General features: G+C 52.4%; 10 protein-coding genes, 5 pseudogenes and 1 other annotated feature. Of the genes and pseudogenes, 8 read left to right on the top strand and 7 right to left on the bottom strand.

The features are described from left to right. Positions 1-18 precede the first annotated feature (18 nt). The 3 genes and pseudogenes from trpCF to HA45_RS26095 all read right to left on the bottom strand — a co-directional run bounded on the left by trpCF (position 19) and on the right by HA45_RS26095 (position 4,541). Positions 19-1,384: pseudogene (trpCF, locus tag HA45_RS26080) on the bottom strand (bifunctional indole-3-glycerol-phosphate synthase TrpC/phosphoribosylanthranilate isomerase TrpF). 1 nt (position 1,385) lies between these two features. After that, a pseudogene (trpD, locus tag HA45_RS28535) lies at positions 1,386-2,979 on the bottom strand (bifunctional anthranilate synthase glutamate amidotransferase component TrpG/anthranilate phosphoribosyltransferase TrpD). After that, the gene (locus HA45_RS26095) at positions 2,979-4,541 is read right to left on the bottom strand and encodes an anthranilate synthase component 1 (RefSeq protein WP_100700635.1); all 1,563 of its coding nucleotides are present in this window, start codon (positions 4,539-4,541) and stop codon (positions 2,979-2,981) included. The pseudogene trpD and the gene HA45_RS26095 overlap by 1 nt, the downstream one beginning before the upstream one ends. A 24-nt stretch (positions 4,542-4,565) precedes the next feature. Beyond that, positions 4,566-4,670: a sequence feature (Trp leader region), on the bottom strand. 154 nt (positions 4,671-4,824) lie between these two features. Here HA45_RS26095 and rnm point away from each other — a divergent pair. Then, positions 4,825-5,707, top strand: a pseudogene (gene rnm, locus HA45_RS26100) (RNase RNM). Between the two features lie 12 nt (positions 5,708-5,719). Then, on the top strand, positions 5,720-6,340 hold the full coding sequence (locus HA45_RS26105; RefSeq protein ID WP_100700633.1) for an L-threonylcarbamoyladenylate synthase: 621 nt from the start codon (positions 5,720-5,722) through the stop codon (positions 6,338-6,340). On the opposite strand, the gene HA45_RS26110 is transcribed toward HA45_RS26105, so the two are convergent. Next, positions 6,341-6,997, bottom strand: coding sequence for a serine protease (locus HA45_RS26110; RefSeq protein ID WP_100700632.1), 657 nt, complete (start codon positions 6,995-6,997; stop codon positions 6,341-6,343). Positions 6,998-7,816: 819 nt separating this feature from the next. On the opposite strand from HA45_RS26110, the gene rluB reads away from it, so the two are divergent. Beyond that, positions 7,817-8,884: a 23S rRNA pseudouridine(2605) synthase RluB gene (rluB, locus tag HA45_RS26115; RefSeq protein WP_100700631.1), complete on the top strand. Its 1,068-nt coding sequence runs from the start codon at positions 7,817-7,819 to the stop codon at positions 8,882-8,884. Between the two features lie 35 nt (positions 8,885-8,919). Here rluB and cobO read toward each other — a convergent pair whose 3' ends face one another. Beyond that, positions 8,920-9,507: a cob(I)yrinic acid a,c-diamide adenosyltransferase gene (gene cobO, locus HA45_RS26120; protein ID WP_100700630.1), complete on the bottom strand. Its 588-nt coding sequence runs from the start codon at positions 9,505-9,507 to the stop codon at positions 8,920-8,922. After that, positions 9,504-10,267 (bottom strand): annotated as a pseudogene (locus HA45_RS26125) (YciK family oxidoreductase). Before HA45_RS26125 ends, cobO begins: the two are co-directional and overlap by 4 nt. A 174-nt stretch (positions 10,268-10,441) precedes the next feature. On the opposite strand from HA45_RS26125, the gene sohB reads away from it, so the two are divergent. Then, positions 10,442-11,488 carry a protease SohB gene (sohB, locus tag HA45_RS26130; protein ID WP_100700628.1) on the top strand — a complete coding sequence of 349 codons (1,047 nt, stop codon included), beginning with the start codon at positions 10,442-10,444 and terminating at the stop codon, positions 11,486-11,488. Positions 11,489-11,514: 26 nt separating this feature from the next. On the opposite strand, the gene HA45_RS26135 is transcribed toward sohB, so the two are convergent. Next, entirely contained in the window at positions 11,515-11,763 is a 249-nt protein-coding gene (locus HA45_RS26135) for a YciN family protein (RefSeq protein ID WP_100700627.1), read from the bottom strand. Between the two features lie 370 nt (positions 11,764-12,133). Between HA45_RS26135 and topA the strand changes: the two are divergent. The 4 genes and pseudogenes from topA to HA45_RS26155 all read left to right on the top strand — a co-directional run bounded on the left by topA (position 12,134) and on the right by HA45_RS26155 (position 16,732). Then, positions 12,134-14,729, top strand: a pseudogene (gene topA / locus HA45_RS26140) (type I DNA topoisomerase). 193 nt (positions 14,730-14,922) lie between these two features. Then, on the top strand, positions 14,923-15,897 hold the full coding sequence (gene cysB / locus HA45_RS26145) for an HTH-type transcriptional regulator CysB (protein ID WP_100700625.1): 975 nt from the start codon (positions 14,923-14,925) through the stop codon (positions 15,895-15,897). Positions 15,898-16,390: 493 nt separating this feature from the next. Continuing rightward, positions 16,391-16,549 carry a YmiA family putative membrane protein gene (locus HA45_RS26150; protein ID WP_071845610.1) on the top strand — a complete coding sequence of 53 codons (159 nt, stop codon included), beginning with the start codon at positions 16,391-16,393 and terminating at the stop codon, positions 16,547-16,549. Between the two features lie 3 nt (positions 16,550-16,552). Then, the gene (locus HA45_RS26155; protein WP_100700624.1) at positions 16,553-16,732 is read left to right on the top strand and encodes a YciX family protein; all 180 of its coding nucleotides are present in this window, start codon (positions 16,553-16,555) and stop codon (positions 16,730-16,732) included. Positions 16,733-16,766: the final 34 nt, after the last annotated feature.

Below are 16,766 nucleotides of genomic sequence, written 5' to 3' on the forward strand. Positions count from 1 at the left end.
ATCGGCGGGCGAGCGAAATTAATAGGCGCGCAGCGTGCGGAATACCGCCGCGACTTTACTGGCATCTTTGATGCCGGGCGCGGATTCAACGCCGGAGTTAAAGTCCAGCCCCGCGCAGCCAAGTTGGGCAGCTTCCACGCAGTTGTCTGCGCTTAATCCGCCAGCCAGCAGCACATTGCTCAGATCTTCACCCTGAAGCAATGTCCAGTCGAAGCGCTGTCCGCTGCCGCCCTGGCCATTATCAAACACGTAACGATCAACATGCGGCCAATCGCGTGCTGGAAGGCTGCCGCTGATGCTCAGCGCCTTCCAAATTTTCACCTCTTTAGGCAGGGCGCTGCGCAGTTGTGCGACGAACGCCTGATCTTCATCCCCGTGCAATTGCACTGCGGAAAGTTTAAGTGACGCGGCATGCGTGACAATGTCACTTGCAGAGTTGTTGCGAAATACACCGACATACTTCAGTGGTGCAGCAGCCATTACGTTCTGCGCCTGCTCGGCGCTGACTTTACGCGGTGAGCCTTCAGCAAAATAACGCCGCCATAAATGGCGCCCGCTTCGTGTGCGGTGCGCGCATCTTCAGGTCGGGTCAGGCCACAGACTTTGTTGTCGCCGAGTAATACGCGACGCACGCCGGTGTTGAGATCGGCTTCTTCCATCAGGGCTGAACCAATCAGGAAACCGTTGGCGAAGTGGCTCAGCTCACGGATTTGTGCATAGTTGTGAATGCCAGACTCGCTAATGACCGTCACTCCGTGGCCCAAACGTGCAGCCAGTTGGCGGGTGCGATTCAGGTCAATAGACAGATCGCGCAGGTCGCGGTTATTGATGCCGACCACTTTTGCTTCCAGCGCAATGGCGCGTTCCAGCTCTTCTTCATTACTGACTTCAGTCAGTACGCCCATTTTCAGGCTGTGTGCTACTGCAGCGAGTTGACGATATTGCTCATCATCCAGCACCGACAGCATCAGCAAAATGGCGTCGGCCTGATAATGGCGCGCCAGGTAAATTTGGTAAGGATCGATAATGAAATCTTTGCACAGGACCGGCTGCGTAATTGCGGCGCTGACGATCGGCAGGAATTCAAAATCCCCCTGGAAATATTTCTCGTCAGTTAAGACGGAAACGGCCGAGGCATAATGACGATAGACGCCAGCGATGGCCGCAGGATCAAAATCTTCACGGATCAGACCTTTCGACGGGGAGGCTTTTTTGCATTCCAGGATGAACACGGTGCGCGTGCCGCGCAGCGCATCGTAAAATGGCGTCCTGCAGGCTGCAAGCTGTTCTGGAAAGTCGCCAGCGGCTGCTGTGCCTTGCGTGCTTCAACCCAGACGGCTTTATCCTGAACAATTTTCTCTAAAACGGTGCCCTTGATACTCATCTCATCCTCTCGCTGCCAGAGCAACAACGCGCTCGTAAGCCTGACCACTGCGAATTGCGGTGATGGCGCGCTGTGCGTTGTCGCGCAAATCTTCATTTCCGAATACTTTCAGCAACATTGCGACGTTGACCGCAACGGCCTGCTCATGGGCCGGCTGGCCTTTACCCTGGAGTAAACGCGCCAGAATGTCACGGTTTTCTTCCGGCGTGCCGCCCGCCAGGGCTTCTTTATCATGGTAGCCAAAACCGAAGTCTTCGGGTGTCAGCTGATAACCGGTAATCTCACCGTCACGCAACTCAGCAACCTGAGTTGGGCTGTGCAGCGCCACTTCATCCATACCGCCGCCATGCACCACTGCCGCACGCTGATAGCCGAGTACTTTCAGGGTTTGAGCAATCGGCAGCACCAGTTCCGGGCTGTAAACGCCGATCACTGCCAGCGGGGGGCGCGCCGGATTGATTAATGGACCCAGCACGTTAAACAGCGTGCGGGTTTTTAACTGTTGGCGCACCGGCATCGCGTGACGGAAACCGCTGTGATATTGCGGTGCGAACAGGAAGCAGACATTGAGATCGTCCAGTGCTTTGCGCGCTTTTTCAGCCGGCATATCCAAATCGATGCCAAAGGCGGCCAGCAAGTCGGACGAACCGGATTTGCTCGAAACGCTACGATTGCCATGCTTAGCCACTTTCAACCCGCACGTCGCCGCGACAAACGCACTGGCGGTGGAGATGTTAATGCTGTTACTGCCGTCACCGCCGGTGCCAACGATATCGGCAAAGGTGTAATCGGGGCGCGGGAACGGTTTGGCATCTTCCAGCAGCGCCGTGGCGGCCCCCGCGATCTCTTCCGGGCGCTCGCCACGGACTTTCATGGCAATCAGCGCGGCAGCCAGTTGGGTTGGCTCCAGCTGGCCTTTAATAATGGCGCTAAACAGCTGATGGCTTTCCGCCTGGCTCAGGGTTTGGGCCTGATAAAGTTTTTCCAGAATAGTTTGCATCATAATCTCCCTATTATTTCGTCAGCGCCCAGGCCAGCGTTTGCTCTAACAAACGTGCGCCCTGGGTGGTGAGAATGGATTCAGGGTGGAACTGGAAGCCACACACACGGTCGGCATCGTGGCGCACGGCCATCACCATTCCGTTATAACTGGCGTTAACCGTCAATTCGGCTGGCGTGTTGCTGCCCACCAGCGAGTGATAACGCGCCACTGGCAGTGGATTGCTCAGGCCGGTAAACATCCCTTCACCATCGTGATTAATCGAAGAGGCTTTACCGTGCAGGATCTCGCCTGCCTGGCCAACGTGACCGCCGTAAGCTTCGACAATCGCCTGATGTCCGAGGCAGATGCCGATAATCGGCAGACGACCACGCAGCGCCTGCAGTAACGCGGGCATGCAGCCGGCGTCTTTTGGTGCACCCGGACCTGGCGAGAGCATCAGCACCGGATTTTCCATCTGTTGCAGGCGTTCAATCAGCACATCAGCGGGCACATTGTTGCGGTAAATCACCACGTTGTGGCCAAAGGTACGCAGCTGATCAACGAGGTTGTAGGTAAAGGAGTCGATGTTATCGAGCAGCAGGATATCGGCCATCAGAAAATCTCCTTGCAGTGATGGGCAGTGGCGATGGCACGCAATACCGCGCGCGCTTTGTTGCGGCTTTCATCCGCTTCAGCCTGAGGCTGTGAATCCAGAACGACACCGGCCCCGGCTTGTACCGTGGCAACGCCGTCTTCCACCCATGCGGAGCGGATCACAATGCAGGTATCCAGATCGCCGTGTGCAGTGAAATATCCGACCGCACCACCGTAGCTGCCACGACGCGTGCCTTCTTTCTGCGCAATCAGCTGCATGGCACGCACTTTCGGTGCACCGCTCAAGGTGCCCATGTTCATGCAGGCGCGATACGCATGCAGCACATCGAGGTCGTTACGCAGTGTGCCCACCACACGAGAAACCAGATGCATAACAAATGAGTAGCGATCTACTTTAGTGAGGTCGGCCACATAACGGCTGCCGGGCACGCAGATGCGCGCTAAATCGTTACGTGCCAGATCCACCAACATCAGATGTTCAGCCAGTTCTTTATGGTCGGTGCGCATTTCCAGTTCGATACGGCTGTCGAGATCGCGGTCCAGTGAACCATCGGCATGACGTCCGCGTGGACGCGTCCCGGCAATCGGGTAGATCTCAATCTGACGAGAGGTGGCATCATATTTCAGTGAGCTTTCAGGTGATGCGCCAAACAGTGCAAAGTCCTGATCCTGCATAAAGAACATATACGGGCTGGGATTACTGTGTTTCAGCGTGTCATAAGCGGCCAGCGGAGAAGGGCACGGCAGGGAGAAACGACGTGATGGCACCACCTGGAAGATTTCGCCGATGCGAATCGCTTCCTGCATCTCGCGTACCACTTCGCAATACTCTTCATCACTCTGGTTGGTGCTCAACGCCATCTGTTCAACACGCTGCACTGGCAGTGCGGGGGCAGGCTGTGCCATCTGACCACGAAGTTGCTCAATGCGGCTTTGCAGGCGCTGGAATTCGCTGGTGGACGGGCTAAACAGGCTGGCCTGCAGGCGAGCGGTGCGGGTCTGGTGGTCGATAACCAGTAAAGTTTCGGCCAAATAGAAGCAGTAATCCGGGCAGCTTTGCTCGTTGCGCAGTGCGGGTAAATCTTCGAATCCGGCCACCAGATCATAAGCAAACAGGCCGCCGAGGAACATCGCTTCACGCTCTTCCTCTGGGCTGTTCACCAGCTGCGGAATCAGGCGCAGCGCGTCGAAAACAGACAGTGCTTTCAAACGTGAATCTTCATCGTGCAAACCCTGAGGCAGCGGGAAATGCAGCACGCGGCCATCCGGACGCGCTTCGATTCTGACATCCTGCGGCAGCGCGTCATCCAGAAGTGGCAGAATGGTGCGGCCATTCTCAGACAGCGCCTGTAACGTCACCACGTTACCCAAAGCACTAATGCGCAGGGCGCTATCCACAATCAGTAAGCTTTTCAGATTCTTTTTGCTGTCGATATCGGCGGATTCAAGCAGCAGTGTTGCCGGACGTGCGCCGCAAATTTGATGGAACACTGCGGCCGGATCTTCGCGGTAGGGCGCGGTACCGGTAATCAACTTCAATGTAGGTTTCGCATTTGCCATTATTGTAATCTCTGAATTTCGCTCAAAAAAAAGCCCGCTCGGTGGCGGGCTCAGGTATCTGCACAGCGGTTACGCAAGATGTGCACGACGACGTTGCCCGTTTAGGGGAACATCGCGCCACCAACCTTTTGCATGCGTACCAAACATAGCCATGATGAAATACCCGTTACGTGTGAACTTGTGTACTAGTTAACTGGTTCAGGCGAAAAAAGTCAATACCCTTTTTCAGTCAGGGTCAAAATCGTTATTATGCCTGCCGAGTTAAGCCGTTGCTGGAGTCACCTTGTCGGATATTGCCCGTTTTCCCCTTTACGATTTACACAGTCATACCCAAGCGTCTGATGGTTTGTTAACCCCTACTGCGTTAGTGCAGCGTGCCGTCGAGATGAAAGTGGGCGTGCTGGCCATTACCGATCACGACACCGTTGCCGGTGTGGCGGAAGCGCAAGCCGTGGTGCAGCAACAGGATCTGCCGATTCGTATCCTGGCGGGCTTGGAAGCCTCAACGCTGTGGGAAAACCACGAAATTCATATTGTGGGTTTGAACGTGGATTGCCAGCACCCGGCATTGACATCATTTCTGGCACACCAGCATCAATGCCGTGCAGAACGCGCACAGTTGATCGCCGAAAGGTTAGACCGGGCACGCATTCCCGATGCGCTAGCGGGGGCACAGCGTTTGGCGCAGGGCGGTGTCATCACCCGGGGGCATTTCGCCCGTTATCTGGTTGAGATCGGCAAAGCCGATAATATGGCGCAGGTGTTTAAGAACTATCTCGCCCGAGGGAAACCGGCTACGTGCCGCCGCAATGGTGTACAATTAAACAAGCTATTGATGCCATTCATCATTCTGGCGGCGTCGCGGTACTTGCGCATCCGGCCCGCTATGGTTTGTCCGCCAAATGGCTTAAACGTTTGGTTGCCCATTTTGCGGAAGTCGGTGGTGATGCAATGGAAGTGGCGCAGTGTCAGCAGGCACCCAACGAACGCACGCAGCTCGCAACTTATGCACGTGACAATCAGCTGGCAGCATCGCAGGGATCCGATTTTCACCAACCTGTCCGTGGATAGAACTGGGGCGCAAACTATGGCTGCCGGGCGGCGTTGAACCCGTTTGGGAACGCTTTCCCGCGCTGGCGCCAGCCGTGGCTATTGCAGACAGGTGATATGAGGTTTTTATGAGTCAACTTTTTCACATTCATCCCGATAACCCGCAACCGCGCCTTGTGAATCAAGCGGTGGATTATCTCAATAAAGGTAGTGTGATTGTCTATCCAACCGATTCCGGTTACGCGCTCGGTTGTCGTTTGGAAGAGAAGAATGCCATGGAGCGAATCTGTCGTATTCGCCAGTTAGATGGCAATCACAACTTTACGCTGATGTGCCGCGATCTGTCTGAACTGTCGACCTACTCACAGGTGGACAACACCGCGTTTCGCATATTGAAAAACAATACGCCAGGCAACTACACGTTTATTCTCAAAGCGACCAAGGAAGTGCCGCGTCGTTTGATGAATGACAAGCGTAAAACCATCGGTCTGCGCGTGCCGTCAAATCCGGTAGCGCTGGCGCTGCTCGAACGTCTGAATGAGCCGATGATGTCTACCTCGCTCATGTTGCCAGGCAATGACTTCACCGAATCCGATCCGGAAGAGATTCAGCACAGCATTGGTAAGCTGGTGGATCTGATCATTGATGGCGGCACATTGGGCCAGCAGCCAACAACCGTGATCGATCTCACCAGCGATGTACCCGTCGTAGTACGTGAAGGGGTGGGCGACACGCGCCCATTCCTCTAATCACGCGTGGTCAGGCGGCGTTAAGGTCGTCTGGCCAATATTTTGTTCCAGCCAATGTCTGAAATCTCCGTACGGAATATACAGCGAGACATCTTTCAGGATGACTTGCTTACTGCGTACATTGGATATTTCATGGCTGTATCCGACAATCACGCCGCCAATTGTCTGATCAGCATTATATACCGCGCCCCCCGACATTCCCTGCACCACCCCAGCATTTGATGCCATTGCCATGCACGGTTTTTTATTCCATTTATTGGTGATAGCGGTGCGCGCTAAATTAACGCCGCTCGATTCCACCGGCATGGCTGAAATAAAGCTGTAACCGTACATCTTAATGGGTTCACCGACTTTGCTGGTACGGAATTTCGCCAGCGTCTCAGGGCTATTCTTGTGGTAGATAATGGCGACATCGCAATAGGGATGATATGCCTTCACTCGCTGCACGGCGGTGGTGGCAACGTGAGCTGCTGTCAGGCTATATTCAGGCGTGAGTGGAATGGTCGTGCCGAGGATGCCCAAACCCAGTACTGTCGGGATGCCCGTCACGCTCATATCAACGTGTTCAAGCGCCGTACGACTGTACTCAGTGTGGCCCACGGAACAACCGCTCAGTGCCAGCGCCGCGAGCGCAGGCCAAAGCAGAGAGGTTCTCATGATAGTTATCTTCTTTTAAGCATGTCAGTAAAATCCCTGGTGAAGATTTTCGACATGCAAATTAAATTCATTCCGTGAATGAATAAACGCGTCATTCCCTGCGTGCGTCGGTTTATATTATCAACGAAACTGCACTGCGTTCGTTAATAGCTTGTTAGAGAAACGAGTGTAAATAGTAAAGGTGATAGTTTTATTAATACGACACACTGGATTTCAGGCTTAAATTTTACACAGATTTTCCATCAGAACAATTCATGAAATTTAATATGAATCAAATAATGTGAAAATACAGACTTAATCCAACCTGCAGTGCCAATAAACTGCTAATTTAAATTTACTGGCGTAATGAAGCTTATTTATCCGGGTTAAATAGATTTTTATCCTGTTTTGTGGTTTGGCTTTAGGTTTTATGTTTGAGATTATCCTTAAGCGTGGTGCGCAATGCTGGCAGACCAGTCTTGAAAAGCGCTAATGTATCACGAGGCTGAAGTGGGGATAATCACCAGGCGGATAGTGCCGCCAGCAAGTGATAAAAATTCAGTGACTTGGCGCAAGGTGATGGGAAGTGTGGTTGGTGTATTAATCAGTTGCGTAAATGTATAGGCGCATGGCCCTGAAAGGATGACGCAGCCTTTGGCCTTTATTATCGGCAGCAAAGGAAAAGGTGTTAACGAAACTTGCGTTAGTGTAAAATCGCGGGCCGCCTGAGATGGCTTGAGCGATGCTCGGCGGTAACAGATTCTGATATGGGAACTGGTAATCCCTGTATCGTACCTCTTCTTACCACGACGCCTGGGAAGGCGACAACGAGGCATCTCCATGAGTGAGAAACTACAAAAAGTATTAGCGCGTGCCGGTCACGGTTCGCGCCGCGAAATCGAAACGATGATTTCAGCCGGACGCGTTAGCGTTGATGGCAAGCTGGCGACGCTGGGCGATCGCATCGAAAGTGATAAATCCCTAAAAATTCGTATTGATGGCCATCAGGTCTCGATTGCTGAGTCAGCGACCGAAGTGTGTCGCGTGCTGGCCTATTACAAACCTGAAGGTGAGTTGTGTACCCGTAATGATCCCGAAGGCCGCCCGACGGTGTTTGATCGTCTGCCGCGTCTGGTGGGTTCACGTTGGATCGCTGTTGGCCGTCTGGACGTTAACACCTGCGGACTGATGTTGTTCACCACTGATGGTGAACTGGCGAATCGCCTGATGCACCCGAGCCGTGAAGTAGAGCGTGAATATGCAGTGCGCGTATTCGGCGAAGTGGATGACGATAAGATTCGTCAGTTGAGCAAAGGCGTACAGTTAGAAGATGGTCCTGCCTCGTTCAAAACCATTAAATTTGCCGGCGGTGAAGGGATCAACCAGTGGTACAACGTGACGCTGACTGAAGGTCGTAACCGTGAAGTGCGTCGCCTGTGGGAAGCCGTGGGTGTGCAGGTGAGTCGTCTGATGCGCGTGCGTTACGGTGATATTCAATTGCCTAAAGGCTTACCACGCGGTGGCTGGATGGAAATGGAATTACCTGCGGTGAACTACCTGCGAACACTGGTGGGCCTGCCGGAAGAGACGGTGACCAAAATTTCGGTTGAGAAGGATCGTCGTCGTACTAACGCTAATCAGATCCGTCGTGCGGTTAAACGCCATAGCAATGTGAGCGGTAGCCCACGTCGTACGGGTGGGAGCAGCAGTAGCCGCACGAAGGATAACAGTGGCGCGACTACCGGTCGCAGTGGCACCCCTACCAGCCGCAGCGGCGCTGCCAGCACTCGCGCGGGTACTTCTACCGGTCGTGCGGGTACTTCTACCGGACGCGCGGGTACTTCTACTGGTCGTGCTGGTACTTCTACCGGTCGCAGCGGCGGCGGCAGTAAGAAGCGCGGTTCCTGATATCGATTTGACGCCGCATAATGCGGCGTCAATCTTTACCAATCAATTCCCTGCTGCGCTTGAATTCCCGCATCAAAAGCATGTTTTACCGGACGCATCTCAGTCACGGTATCTGCCAAATCTAATAATGTTCGATGACAACCTCGTCCGGTAATGATCACGCTCTGCTGCCCAGGACGTTGATTTAAAGCCTGCACCAGCTCATCCAGATCCAAATAATCCATGCTCACCATGTAGGTGATTTCGTCCAGAATCACCAAATCAATGTGCGGGTCCGCCAGCATACGGCGAGCTTCTTGCCACACCAGCTGGCAGGCAGTGGTGTCCGTTTCCCGGTTCTGCGTATCCCAGGTGAAGCCGGTGGCCATCACCTGAAATTCAACACCATGCTGCTCCAGCAGATTGCGTTCGCCATTCGGCCATTCACCTTTAATAAACTGCACGGCAGCAACGCGATTACCGTGCCCACAAGCACGCAGCGCCGTGCCAAAGGCGGCGGTGGTTTTGCCTTTGCCGTTACCGGTGAACACCATCAAAATGCCGCGCGTTTCAGTGGCGGCGGCAATACGTGCATCAACCTGTTCTTTTAAACGCTGCTGTCGTTGCTGATGACGATCACTCATGCGCTGGCTGGCCCCGGCTTTCGTCCCGGCTGCGCATCAAACTGGTGCCGGTTTTACGGCGGCTGTCGTCGCCCATTAAATAGAGGTACAGCGGCATCAAATCAGCAGGGGTTTTGAGCAAGTTAGCATTTTCTTCCGGAAAGGCGCTGGCGCGCATTTTGGTACGCGTGCCGCCAGGATTGATGCAATTTACCCGCAGATGGCGATTTTTATACTCATCGGCCAGTACCTGCATCATGCCTTCGGTGGCGAATTTTGATACGGCATACGCCCCCCATCCAGCCCGACCGGTGCGGCCTACGCTCGAGGTGGTAAACACCAGCGAACCGGCATCAGATTTCAGCAGCAGTGGCAGCAATGCCTGGGTTAAATAGAAGGTAGCATCGAGATTGATCTGCATCACCTGTCGCCAAACCGCAGGATCGAGTTCGGCTAACGGGACGATTTCACCGAGAATCCCGGCATTGTGCAGCACGCCATCCAGGCGTGGTACCTGAGCGGCAATGTCATCGGCGATCTGAGCGCAGCTCTCCGGTGTAGCGTGCGACAAGTCCAGTAGCAAATGAGACGCGGGCTGTTTGTTGAGCTGGTTGATAGCCTGTTCAGTCTGCTGCAGCGTTTCGGCGTTGCGGCCCATCAGAATGACGCGCGCGCCATAGCGCGCATAGGTGAGCGCCGCTTCACGGCCAATGCCGTCTGAAGCGCCGGTGACCAGGATAATGCGATTTTCCAGCAGATCGCTTTTCGGTTGATAATGCACAGCGATGTCCTTTGGCAAGTCAGAGGGTTTTTGGCTTTATGCCTCAATTTGCCGCAAGGTGCAATCACCACGCCTCGCATTCTGTGCCGCTTGCGGGCATTTCAGGCGACGAATGTCTATAAAGCGGGTAAACTCAGCCATTGTTTGTAATTCACTGTTTAATAAGGCGGCAGAATGGATTTACTCTCCAGTTATGGATTATTTCTGGCCAAGGCCGTTACCGTGGTGGTGGCGTTCGCAGCTATTGTTCTGATTGTGCTAAATGCTGCACTGCGTAAACGCCAAAGTGGCGGACAGCTGCGTTTAACCCATCTCGACGATGATTATCGTGAAATGAAAGAAGATCTGCAGCTGGCGAAGATGAAGCCGCAGGCGCAAAAAGTGTGGCTGAAGCAACATAAAAAAGAAGAGAAGCAAAAAGCCAAAACCGAGAAGCGCAATGCTAAAGCCGGCGTGAGCGAAGCGGTTAAGCCGACACTGTACGTGCTGGAATTCAAAGGCAGTATGGATGCGGGCGAAGTCAGCTCTTTGCGAGAAGAAATTTCCGCGGTGCTTGCGGTGGCGGTGCCGGGTGATGAAGTCCTGTTACGACTGGAAAGTCCGGGCGGCGTGGTGCACGGTTACGGCCTGGCAGCCTCACAGTTGCAGCGTCTGCGTGACGCGGGCCTGCAGTTAACGGCAGTGGTCGATAAAGTGGCGGCCAGCGGGGGCTATATGATGGCTTGTGTTGCCGATCGTATTGTTGCGGCGCCATTCTCCATTATCGGCTCAATTGGCGTGGTCGCTCAGATCCCCAACTTTAACCGTCTGCTGAAACGCAATGATATAGATGTGGAGTTACATACCGCTGGCCAATATAAGCGTACGCTGACTTTGTTTGGCGAGAACACCGATGAAGGTCGTGAAAAATTCCAGGAAGATCTCAACGAAACCCATTTGCTGTTCAAAGACTTCGTTCAGCAGATGCGCCCGTCCCTAGATTTGGAAAAAGTCGCGACGGGAGAACACTGGTACGGTCGTCAGGCGCTGGATTTAGGCCTGATCGATGAAATCGGCACCAGCGATGCACTGATTATCAAACAGATGGATCGCTTTAACGTGCTGGGCGTGCACTTTGCGCGCAAGAAGAAAATGATGGACCGTTTCACCAACAGCGCCAGTTTGGCGGCTGAGCGGTTAATTCTGAAAATATGGCAGCGCGGTGACAAGCCGCTGTTGTAAATCAGCCCGGCATACGCCGGGCTTTTTTATGCCAGGTGATATTGCGCAGAGAGCGCCACGGCGAGGTGCTTAAAGACGTTGAACACCACGGTGGTTTTTGCAGTGGGCAGGCCTTCTTTATCTAAGAAATAGGGCCCACGAAACACCAATACCTCGCCCTGCTGAATCACATCATTGGCTTCCATGCCGGCTAAATAATCATCATGCTGTTTGATCATTTGATTGGCTATTTCCAGTAACGCCTGGCGTGAAATGGATTCCGTTTCGGCTAACATTGTTCACCTCTTTTTTGACAGCAATTGTTCTCCTTCTATATTACTAGCGAGTCGCAGTGCGCATCAAATCAGTCTCTGCCAGCAAAACTGGCGCAAAATTAACCAGAATGCTAATTAAGTTGCGTAACGGATTTTATCAGGTAGAGTGTGGGCGATTCAGCTTTCAGGGAGATCACACCCGGATGTGTGATGTCGTCAGATGGAAAACCCGCTTCTAATCATAAAGTTGCATAAGTCGATGCAATCTGACCTGAGATTACCCCCGCTGCCTTGAAAAGTGAAAAGCAGGCAGCAATATTGAACCCATTGGGTTTTGGGGCATCGAATCCTCTCCCGTTTATCAGGACGTTTCAATTAGGTAAAGGTACATATGGGTAAATCACTCGTAATCGTTGAGTCCCCGGCAAAGGCCAAAACAATCAATAAATACCTCGGTAATGACTACGTGGTGAAATCCAGTGTCGGTCATATCCGTGATTTGCCGACCAGCGGTTCAACTGCCCGTAAAAGTACCGACGGGGAAAAGGCGAAAACAGGAAAAAAGGTCAAGAAAGATGAGAAGGTCGCTCTCGTCAACCGTATGGGTGTTGATCCCTGGCATGGTTGGGAAGCGGATTATCAAATTCTGCCTGGCAAAGAGAAAGTCGTTGCCGAACTGAAAAGCCTTGCCGCAGATGCCGACCACATCTATCTCGCAACGGATCTCGACCGCGAAGGGGAAGCCATTGCCTGGCACCTGCGGGAAGTGATCGGTGGTGATGAAAAGCGTTTCAGCCGCGTGGTGTTTAACGAAATCACCAAGAATGCGATTCGTCAGGCATTTGAAAAGCCGGGCGAACTGAACATCGAGCGCGTCAATGCTCAGCAAGCGCGTCGTTTTATGGACCGTGTAGTGGGTTACATGGTTTCTCCGCTGCTGTGGAAAAAAATTGCGCGTGGTTTGTCTGCTGGTCGTGTTCAGTCGGTGGCTGTGCGTCTGGTGGTTGAACGCGAGCACGAAATCAAAGCCTTCGTGCCAGAAGAGTACTGGGAAATCGACGCTGATTTCACGACTCCGAAAGGTGACGATCTGGCGATGCAGGTGACGCATCAAGGCGATAAAGCTTTCCGCCCGGTTAACCGTGAGCAGACACACGCTGCGGTGGCCGTTTTACAGAAGGCCCGCTTCGATGTGCTGGATCGTGAAGATAAGCCGACCAGCAGCAAACCTTCAGCACCTTTTATTACCTCGACGCTGCAACAAGCGGCGAGCACACGCCTCGGTTATGGCGTGAAAAAACCATGATGATGGCACAGCGCCTGTATGAAGCGGGTCACATCACCTATATGCGTACTGACTCCACCAATTTGAGCCAGGATGCGGTGGCCATGGCGCGTGGCTTTGTGGAGACGAGTTTTGGTAAGAAGTATTTGCCAGATTCTCCGATCACTTACGCTAATAAAGAGAATTCCCAGGAAGCGCACGAAGCGATTCGTCCTTCTGATGTCAATATCCAGTCAGAACAGCTGAAGGATATGGAAGCTGATGCACAGAAACTGTATCAGCTGATCTGGCGTCAGTTTGTCGCCTGCCAGATGGTGCCGGCTCAGTATGATTCGACGACGCTAACGGTGGGTGCAGCAGACTTTAAACTGAAAGCCAAAGGGCGCACGCTGCGTTTCGACGGCTGGACCAGAGTGATGTCTGCCTTGCGCAAGAACGATGAAGATTTAACGTTGCCACCGGTAAACGTTGGGGATTCGTTGGATCTCAAAGAACTGATGCCAAGCCAGCACTTCACCAAACCGCCTGCGCGCTTCAGTGAAGCTTCTCTGGTACGCGAACTGGAAAAACGCGGCATCGGACGTCCATCAACCTACGCATCAATCATCTCCACGATTCAGGATCGCGGTTATGTGCGGGTGGAAAACCGTCGCTTCTATGCCGAGAAAATGGGTGAGATCGTCACCGATCGTCTGGAACAGAATTTCCGTGAGCTGATGAACTATGACTTCACCGCGCGCATGGAGAACAGTCTTGACCAGGTCGCGAATAATGAAGCGCAGTGGAAAGCGGTACTGGATTCCTTCTTCAGCGATTTCAGCCAGCAGTTAGGTCAGGCTGAGAAAGATCCGGAAGAGGGCGGAATGCAGCCGAACCAGATGGTGCTGACCACGATTGACTGCCCGACTTGTAGCCGTCAAATGGGTATCCGCACCGCCAGTACGGGCGTATTCCTGGGTTGTTCGGGTTATGCATTGCCGCCGAAAGAGCGCTGCAAGCAGACCATCAATCTGATCCCGGAAAACGAAGTGCTCAACATTTTGGAAGGCGATGATGCTGAAACCAATGCGTTGCGCGCCCGTCGTCGTTGCCAGAAATGCGGCACGGCAATGGACAGCTACCTGATCGATAACCAGCGTAAACTTCACGTCTGCGGCAACAACCCAGAATGTGATGGCTACGAAATCGAACAGGGCGAATTCCGCATCAAGGGTTATGACGGTCCGATCGTTGAGTGTGAAAATGTGGTTCCGAGATGCACCTGAAAATGGGACGTTTCGGTAAATACATGGCGTGTACCAACGACGAATGTAAAAACACCCGTAAAATTCTGCGTAATGGTGACGTTGCGCCGCCGAAGGAAGATCCGGTGCCGCTGCCAGAGCTGGCGTGTGAAAAGTCGGATGCCTACTTTGTGTTGCGTGACGGTGCGGCAGGCGTATTCCTGGCGGCTAACACCTTCCCGAAATCGCGTGAAACTCGTGCACCGCTGGTGGAAGAGTTGCAACGCTTTGCTGACCGCTTGCCTGAGAAGCTGAAGTATCTGGCTGAAGCGCCAGCAGCCGATCCGGAAGGCAATAAAACGTTAGTGCGTTTTAGTCGCAAAACCAAGCAGCAGTACGTCTCCTCGGAAAAAGACGGCAAAGCCACGGGTTGGTCGATGTTCTATATCGACGGTAAGTGGCAGGAAGCGAAGAAGTAATTCCCCTCAAGGCCAGCATCTGCTGGCCTTTTCATCATCCTTATAGCTAATCGTTCTACATTCTTTCTTTAACTGATATAGTAGTTATAGCTTTTTTTCGTTTCGCTGACCTGCTCTCCCTCCTCAAACCTTAATCAAGGCGGAAACACGTCTGCAGGGATTGCTCCTCTGTCGCTACCGGGAAGATATAACTATGAAATTGCAGCAGTTGCGTTACATCGTCGAAGTGGTTAATCACAACCTCAACGTCTCATCCACCGCCGAGGGGTTATATACCTCGCAGCCGGGCATCAGTAAGCAAGTCCGTATGCTGGAAGATGAACTCGGCGTGCAGATTTTTGCGCGTAGCGGGAAACACCTCACTCAGGTAACGCCAGCGGGTGAAGAAATCATCCGTATCGCGCGCGAAGTGCTATCAAAGGTTGATGCAATTAAATCGGTAGCAGGGGAGCATACCTGGCCTGACAAAGGCTCACTGTATGTTGCCACCACCCACACTCAGGCGCGTTATGCCTTGCCTGGCGTGATTAAAGGGTTTATCGAGCGCTACCCGCGCGTATCGCTTCATATGCACCAGGGCTCGCCCACACAAATTGCGGAAGCCGTATCAAAGGGCAATGCTGACTTTGCCATTGCGACAGAAGCACTGCATTTGTACGACGACCTGATTATGCTGCCTTGCTATCACTGGAATCGCGCCATTGTCGTGACGCCCGATCATCCACTGGCAGGTAAATCGAATGTCACGATCGAAGAGCTTGCTGACTTCCCTCTGGTGACTTACACCTTTGGTTTTACCGGCCGTTCTGAGCTGGATACCGCGTTCAACCGGGCAGGATTGACGCCACGTATCGTGTTTACGGCCACCGATGCGGATGTGATCAAAACTTATGTTCGCTTAGGGCTGGGTGTGGGTGTCATTGCGAGTATGGCGGTAGACCCGGTTTCCGATCCTGATCTGGTGCGGATAGAAGCTTCAGAAATTTTTACTAATAGTACAACCAAAATTGGCTTTAGACGCAGTACCTTCCTGCGCAGCTATATGTATGATTTTATTCAACGTTTTGCACCGCATTTGACCCGTGATGTCGTGGATGCCGCGGTCGCATTACGGACGAATGATGACATCGAAGCCATGTTCCGCGATATCAAATTACCCTTCAAATAATCCCCTAAGTCATTATTTTGCCAAGGTGTCCAGTGGGCACCTTCTGAATCCCGCCCCGGTTAGCGCCACAAGATTCTCAAAAAAATTCATTATTTTTTTGTAAATGAAACATCGATCACATGTTTTTTCATTGTTATTTCTTAAATGAGAAACAGTACACATTTTTTACGTTGCTACTTTGCGGACCGCCAGGAATATTCCCATACTCCAGTTAACAACTGATGAAGAAGGGCTTTTTGACTGGTCCTTTAAATTAAACTCAAATTTAGATTGGTACTAATTAAGTTTTAACTCAAATTTACAATGTATGTATTAGATGAATAGTTTGATCAGTAATTAAATTTATCTCATCAATTATTCGGGCTTTGATAAATAGCGTTAATCGTTGTGCTCAATAAAAATAACTGGATTTTCGGACTTAACAAGTTTAGGATTCGTCCTAAATCTTAATCGTTATCAACAATCGTTTTATTGAGAGTGATTATCAAAAACTATGAATACTAGACTGACTGTACAACAAGATTTCCGTACTAAAACCGCCAAGGTTGAACGCTCAGGTAACGTGCGTCGCAAAGCTTGGTTGACCGTCTTCGCTGCTTCAGCACTGTTCTGGGTAGTGGTGGCATTGATGATTTGGCGTATGTGGGGTTAAGCCATGTGGGCAAATACACTCAGCCGTAAGTCTCCGGTTTCTGCGCGTCAGCCGAACACGTCAACGTGCAAAGCGAAAGAAGTAAAGAGCGCTGAACAGCCTGTGGCGATTCCTGCGTCGTGGGAACTGAGTGAGAATCAGCGTAACTTTATCGAATCTTTCATGGATCCGAAGTCGAAATAACGCAGTTTGCGTTCTGTTCTATATATAGACATCT

The organism is Pantoea rodasii (assembly GCF_002095465.1).
GTDB lineage: Bacteria > Pseudomonadota > Gammaproteobacteria > Enterobacterales > Enterobacteriaceae > Pantoea > Pantoea rodasii.

Coding starts and splice junctions, on each gene's coding strand:
- HA45_RS26095 (WP_100700635.1), bottom strand. CDS start 4,541: ATGGCAAATGCGAAACCTACATTGAAGTTGATTACCGGTACCGCGCCC.
- HA45_RS26105 (WP_100700633.1), top strand. CDS start 5,720: ATGAGTCAACTTTTTCACATTCATCCCGATAACCCGCAACCGCGCCTT.
- HA45_RS26110 (WP_100700632.1), bottom strand. CDS start 6,997: ATGAGAACCTCTCTGCTTTGGCCTGCGCTCGCGGCGCTGGCACTGAGC.
- rluB (WP_100700631.1), top strand. CDS start 7,817: ATGAGTGAGAAACTACAAAAAGTATTAGCGCGTGCCGGTCACGGTTCG.
- cobO (WP_100700630.1), bottom strand. CDS start 9,507: ATGAGTGATCGTCATCAGCAACGACAGCAGCGTTTAAAAGAACAGGTT.
- sohB (WP_100700628.1), top strand. CDS start 10,442: ATGGATTTACTCTCCAGTTATGGATTATTTCTGGCCAAGGCCGTTACC.
- HA45_RS26135 (WP_100700627.1), bottom strand. CDS start 11,763: ATGTTAGCCGAAACGGAATCCATTTCACGCCAGGCGTTACTGGAAATA.
- cysB (WP_100700625.1), top strand. CDS start 14,923: ATGAAATTGCAGCAGTTGCGTTACATCGTCGAAGTGGTTAATCACAAC.
- HA45_RS26150 (WP_071845610.1), top strand. CDS start 16,391: ATGAATACTAGACTGACTGTACAACAAGATTTCCGTACTAAAACCGCC.
- HA45_RS26155 (WP_100700624.1), top strand. CDS start 16,553: ATGTGGGCAAATACACTCAGCCGTAAGTCTCCGGTTTCTGCGCGTCAG.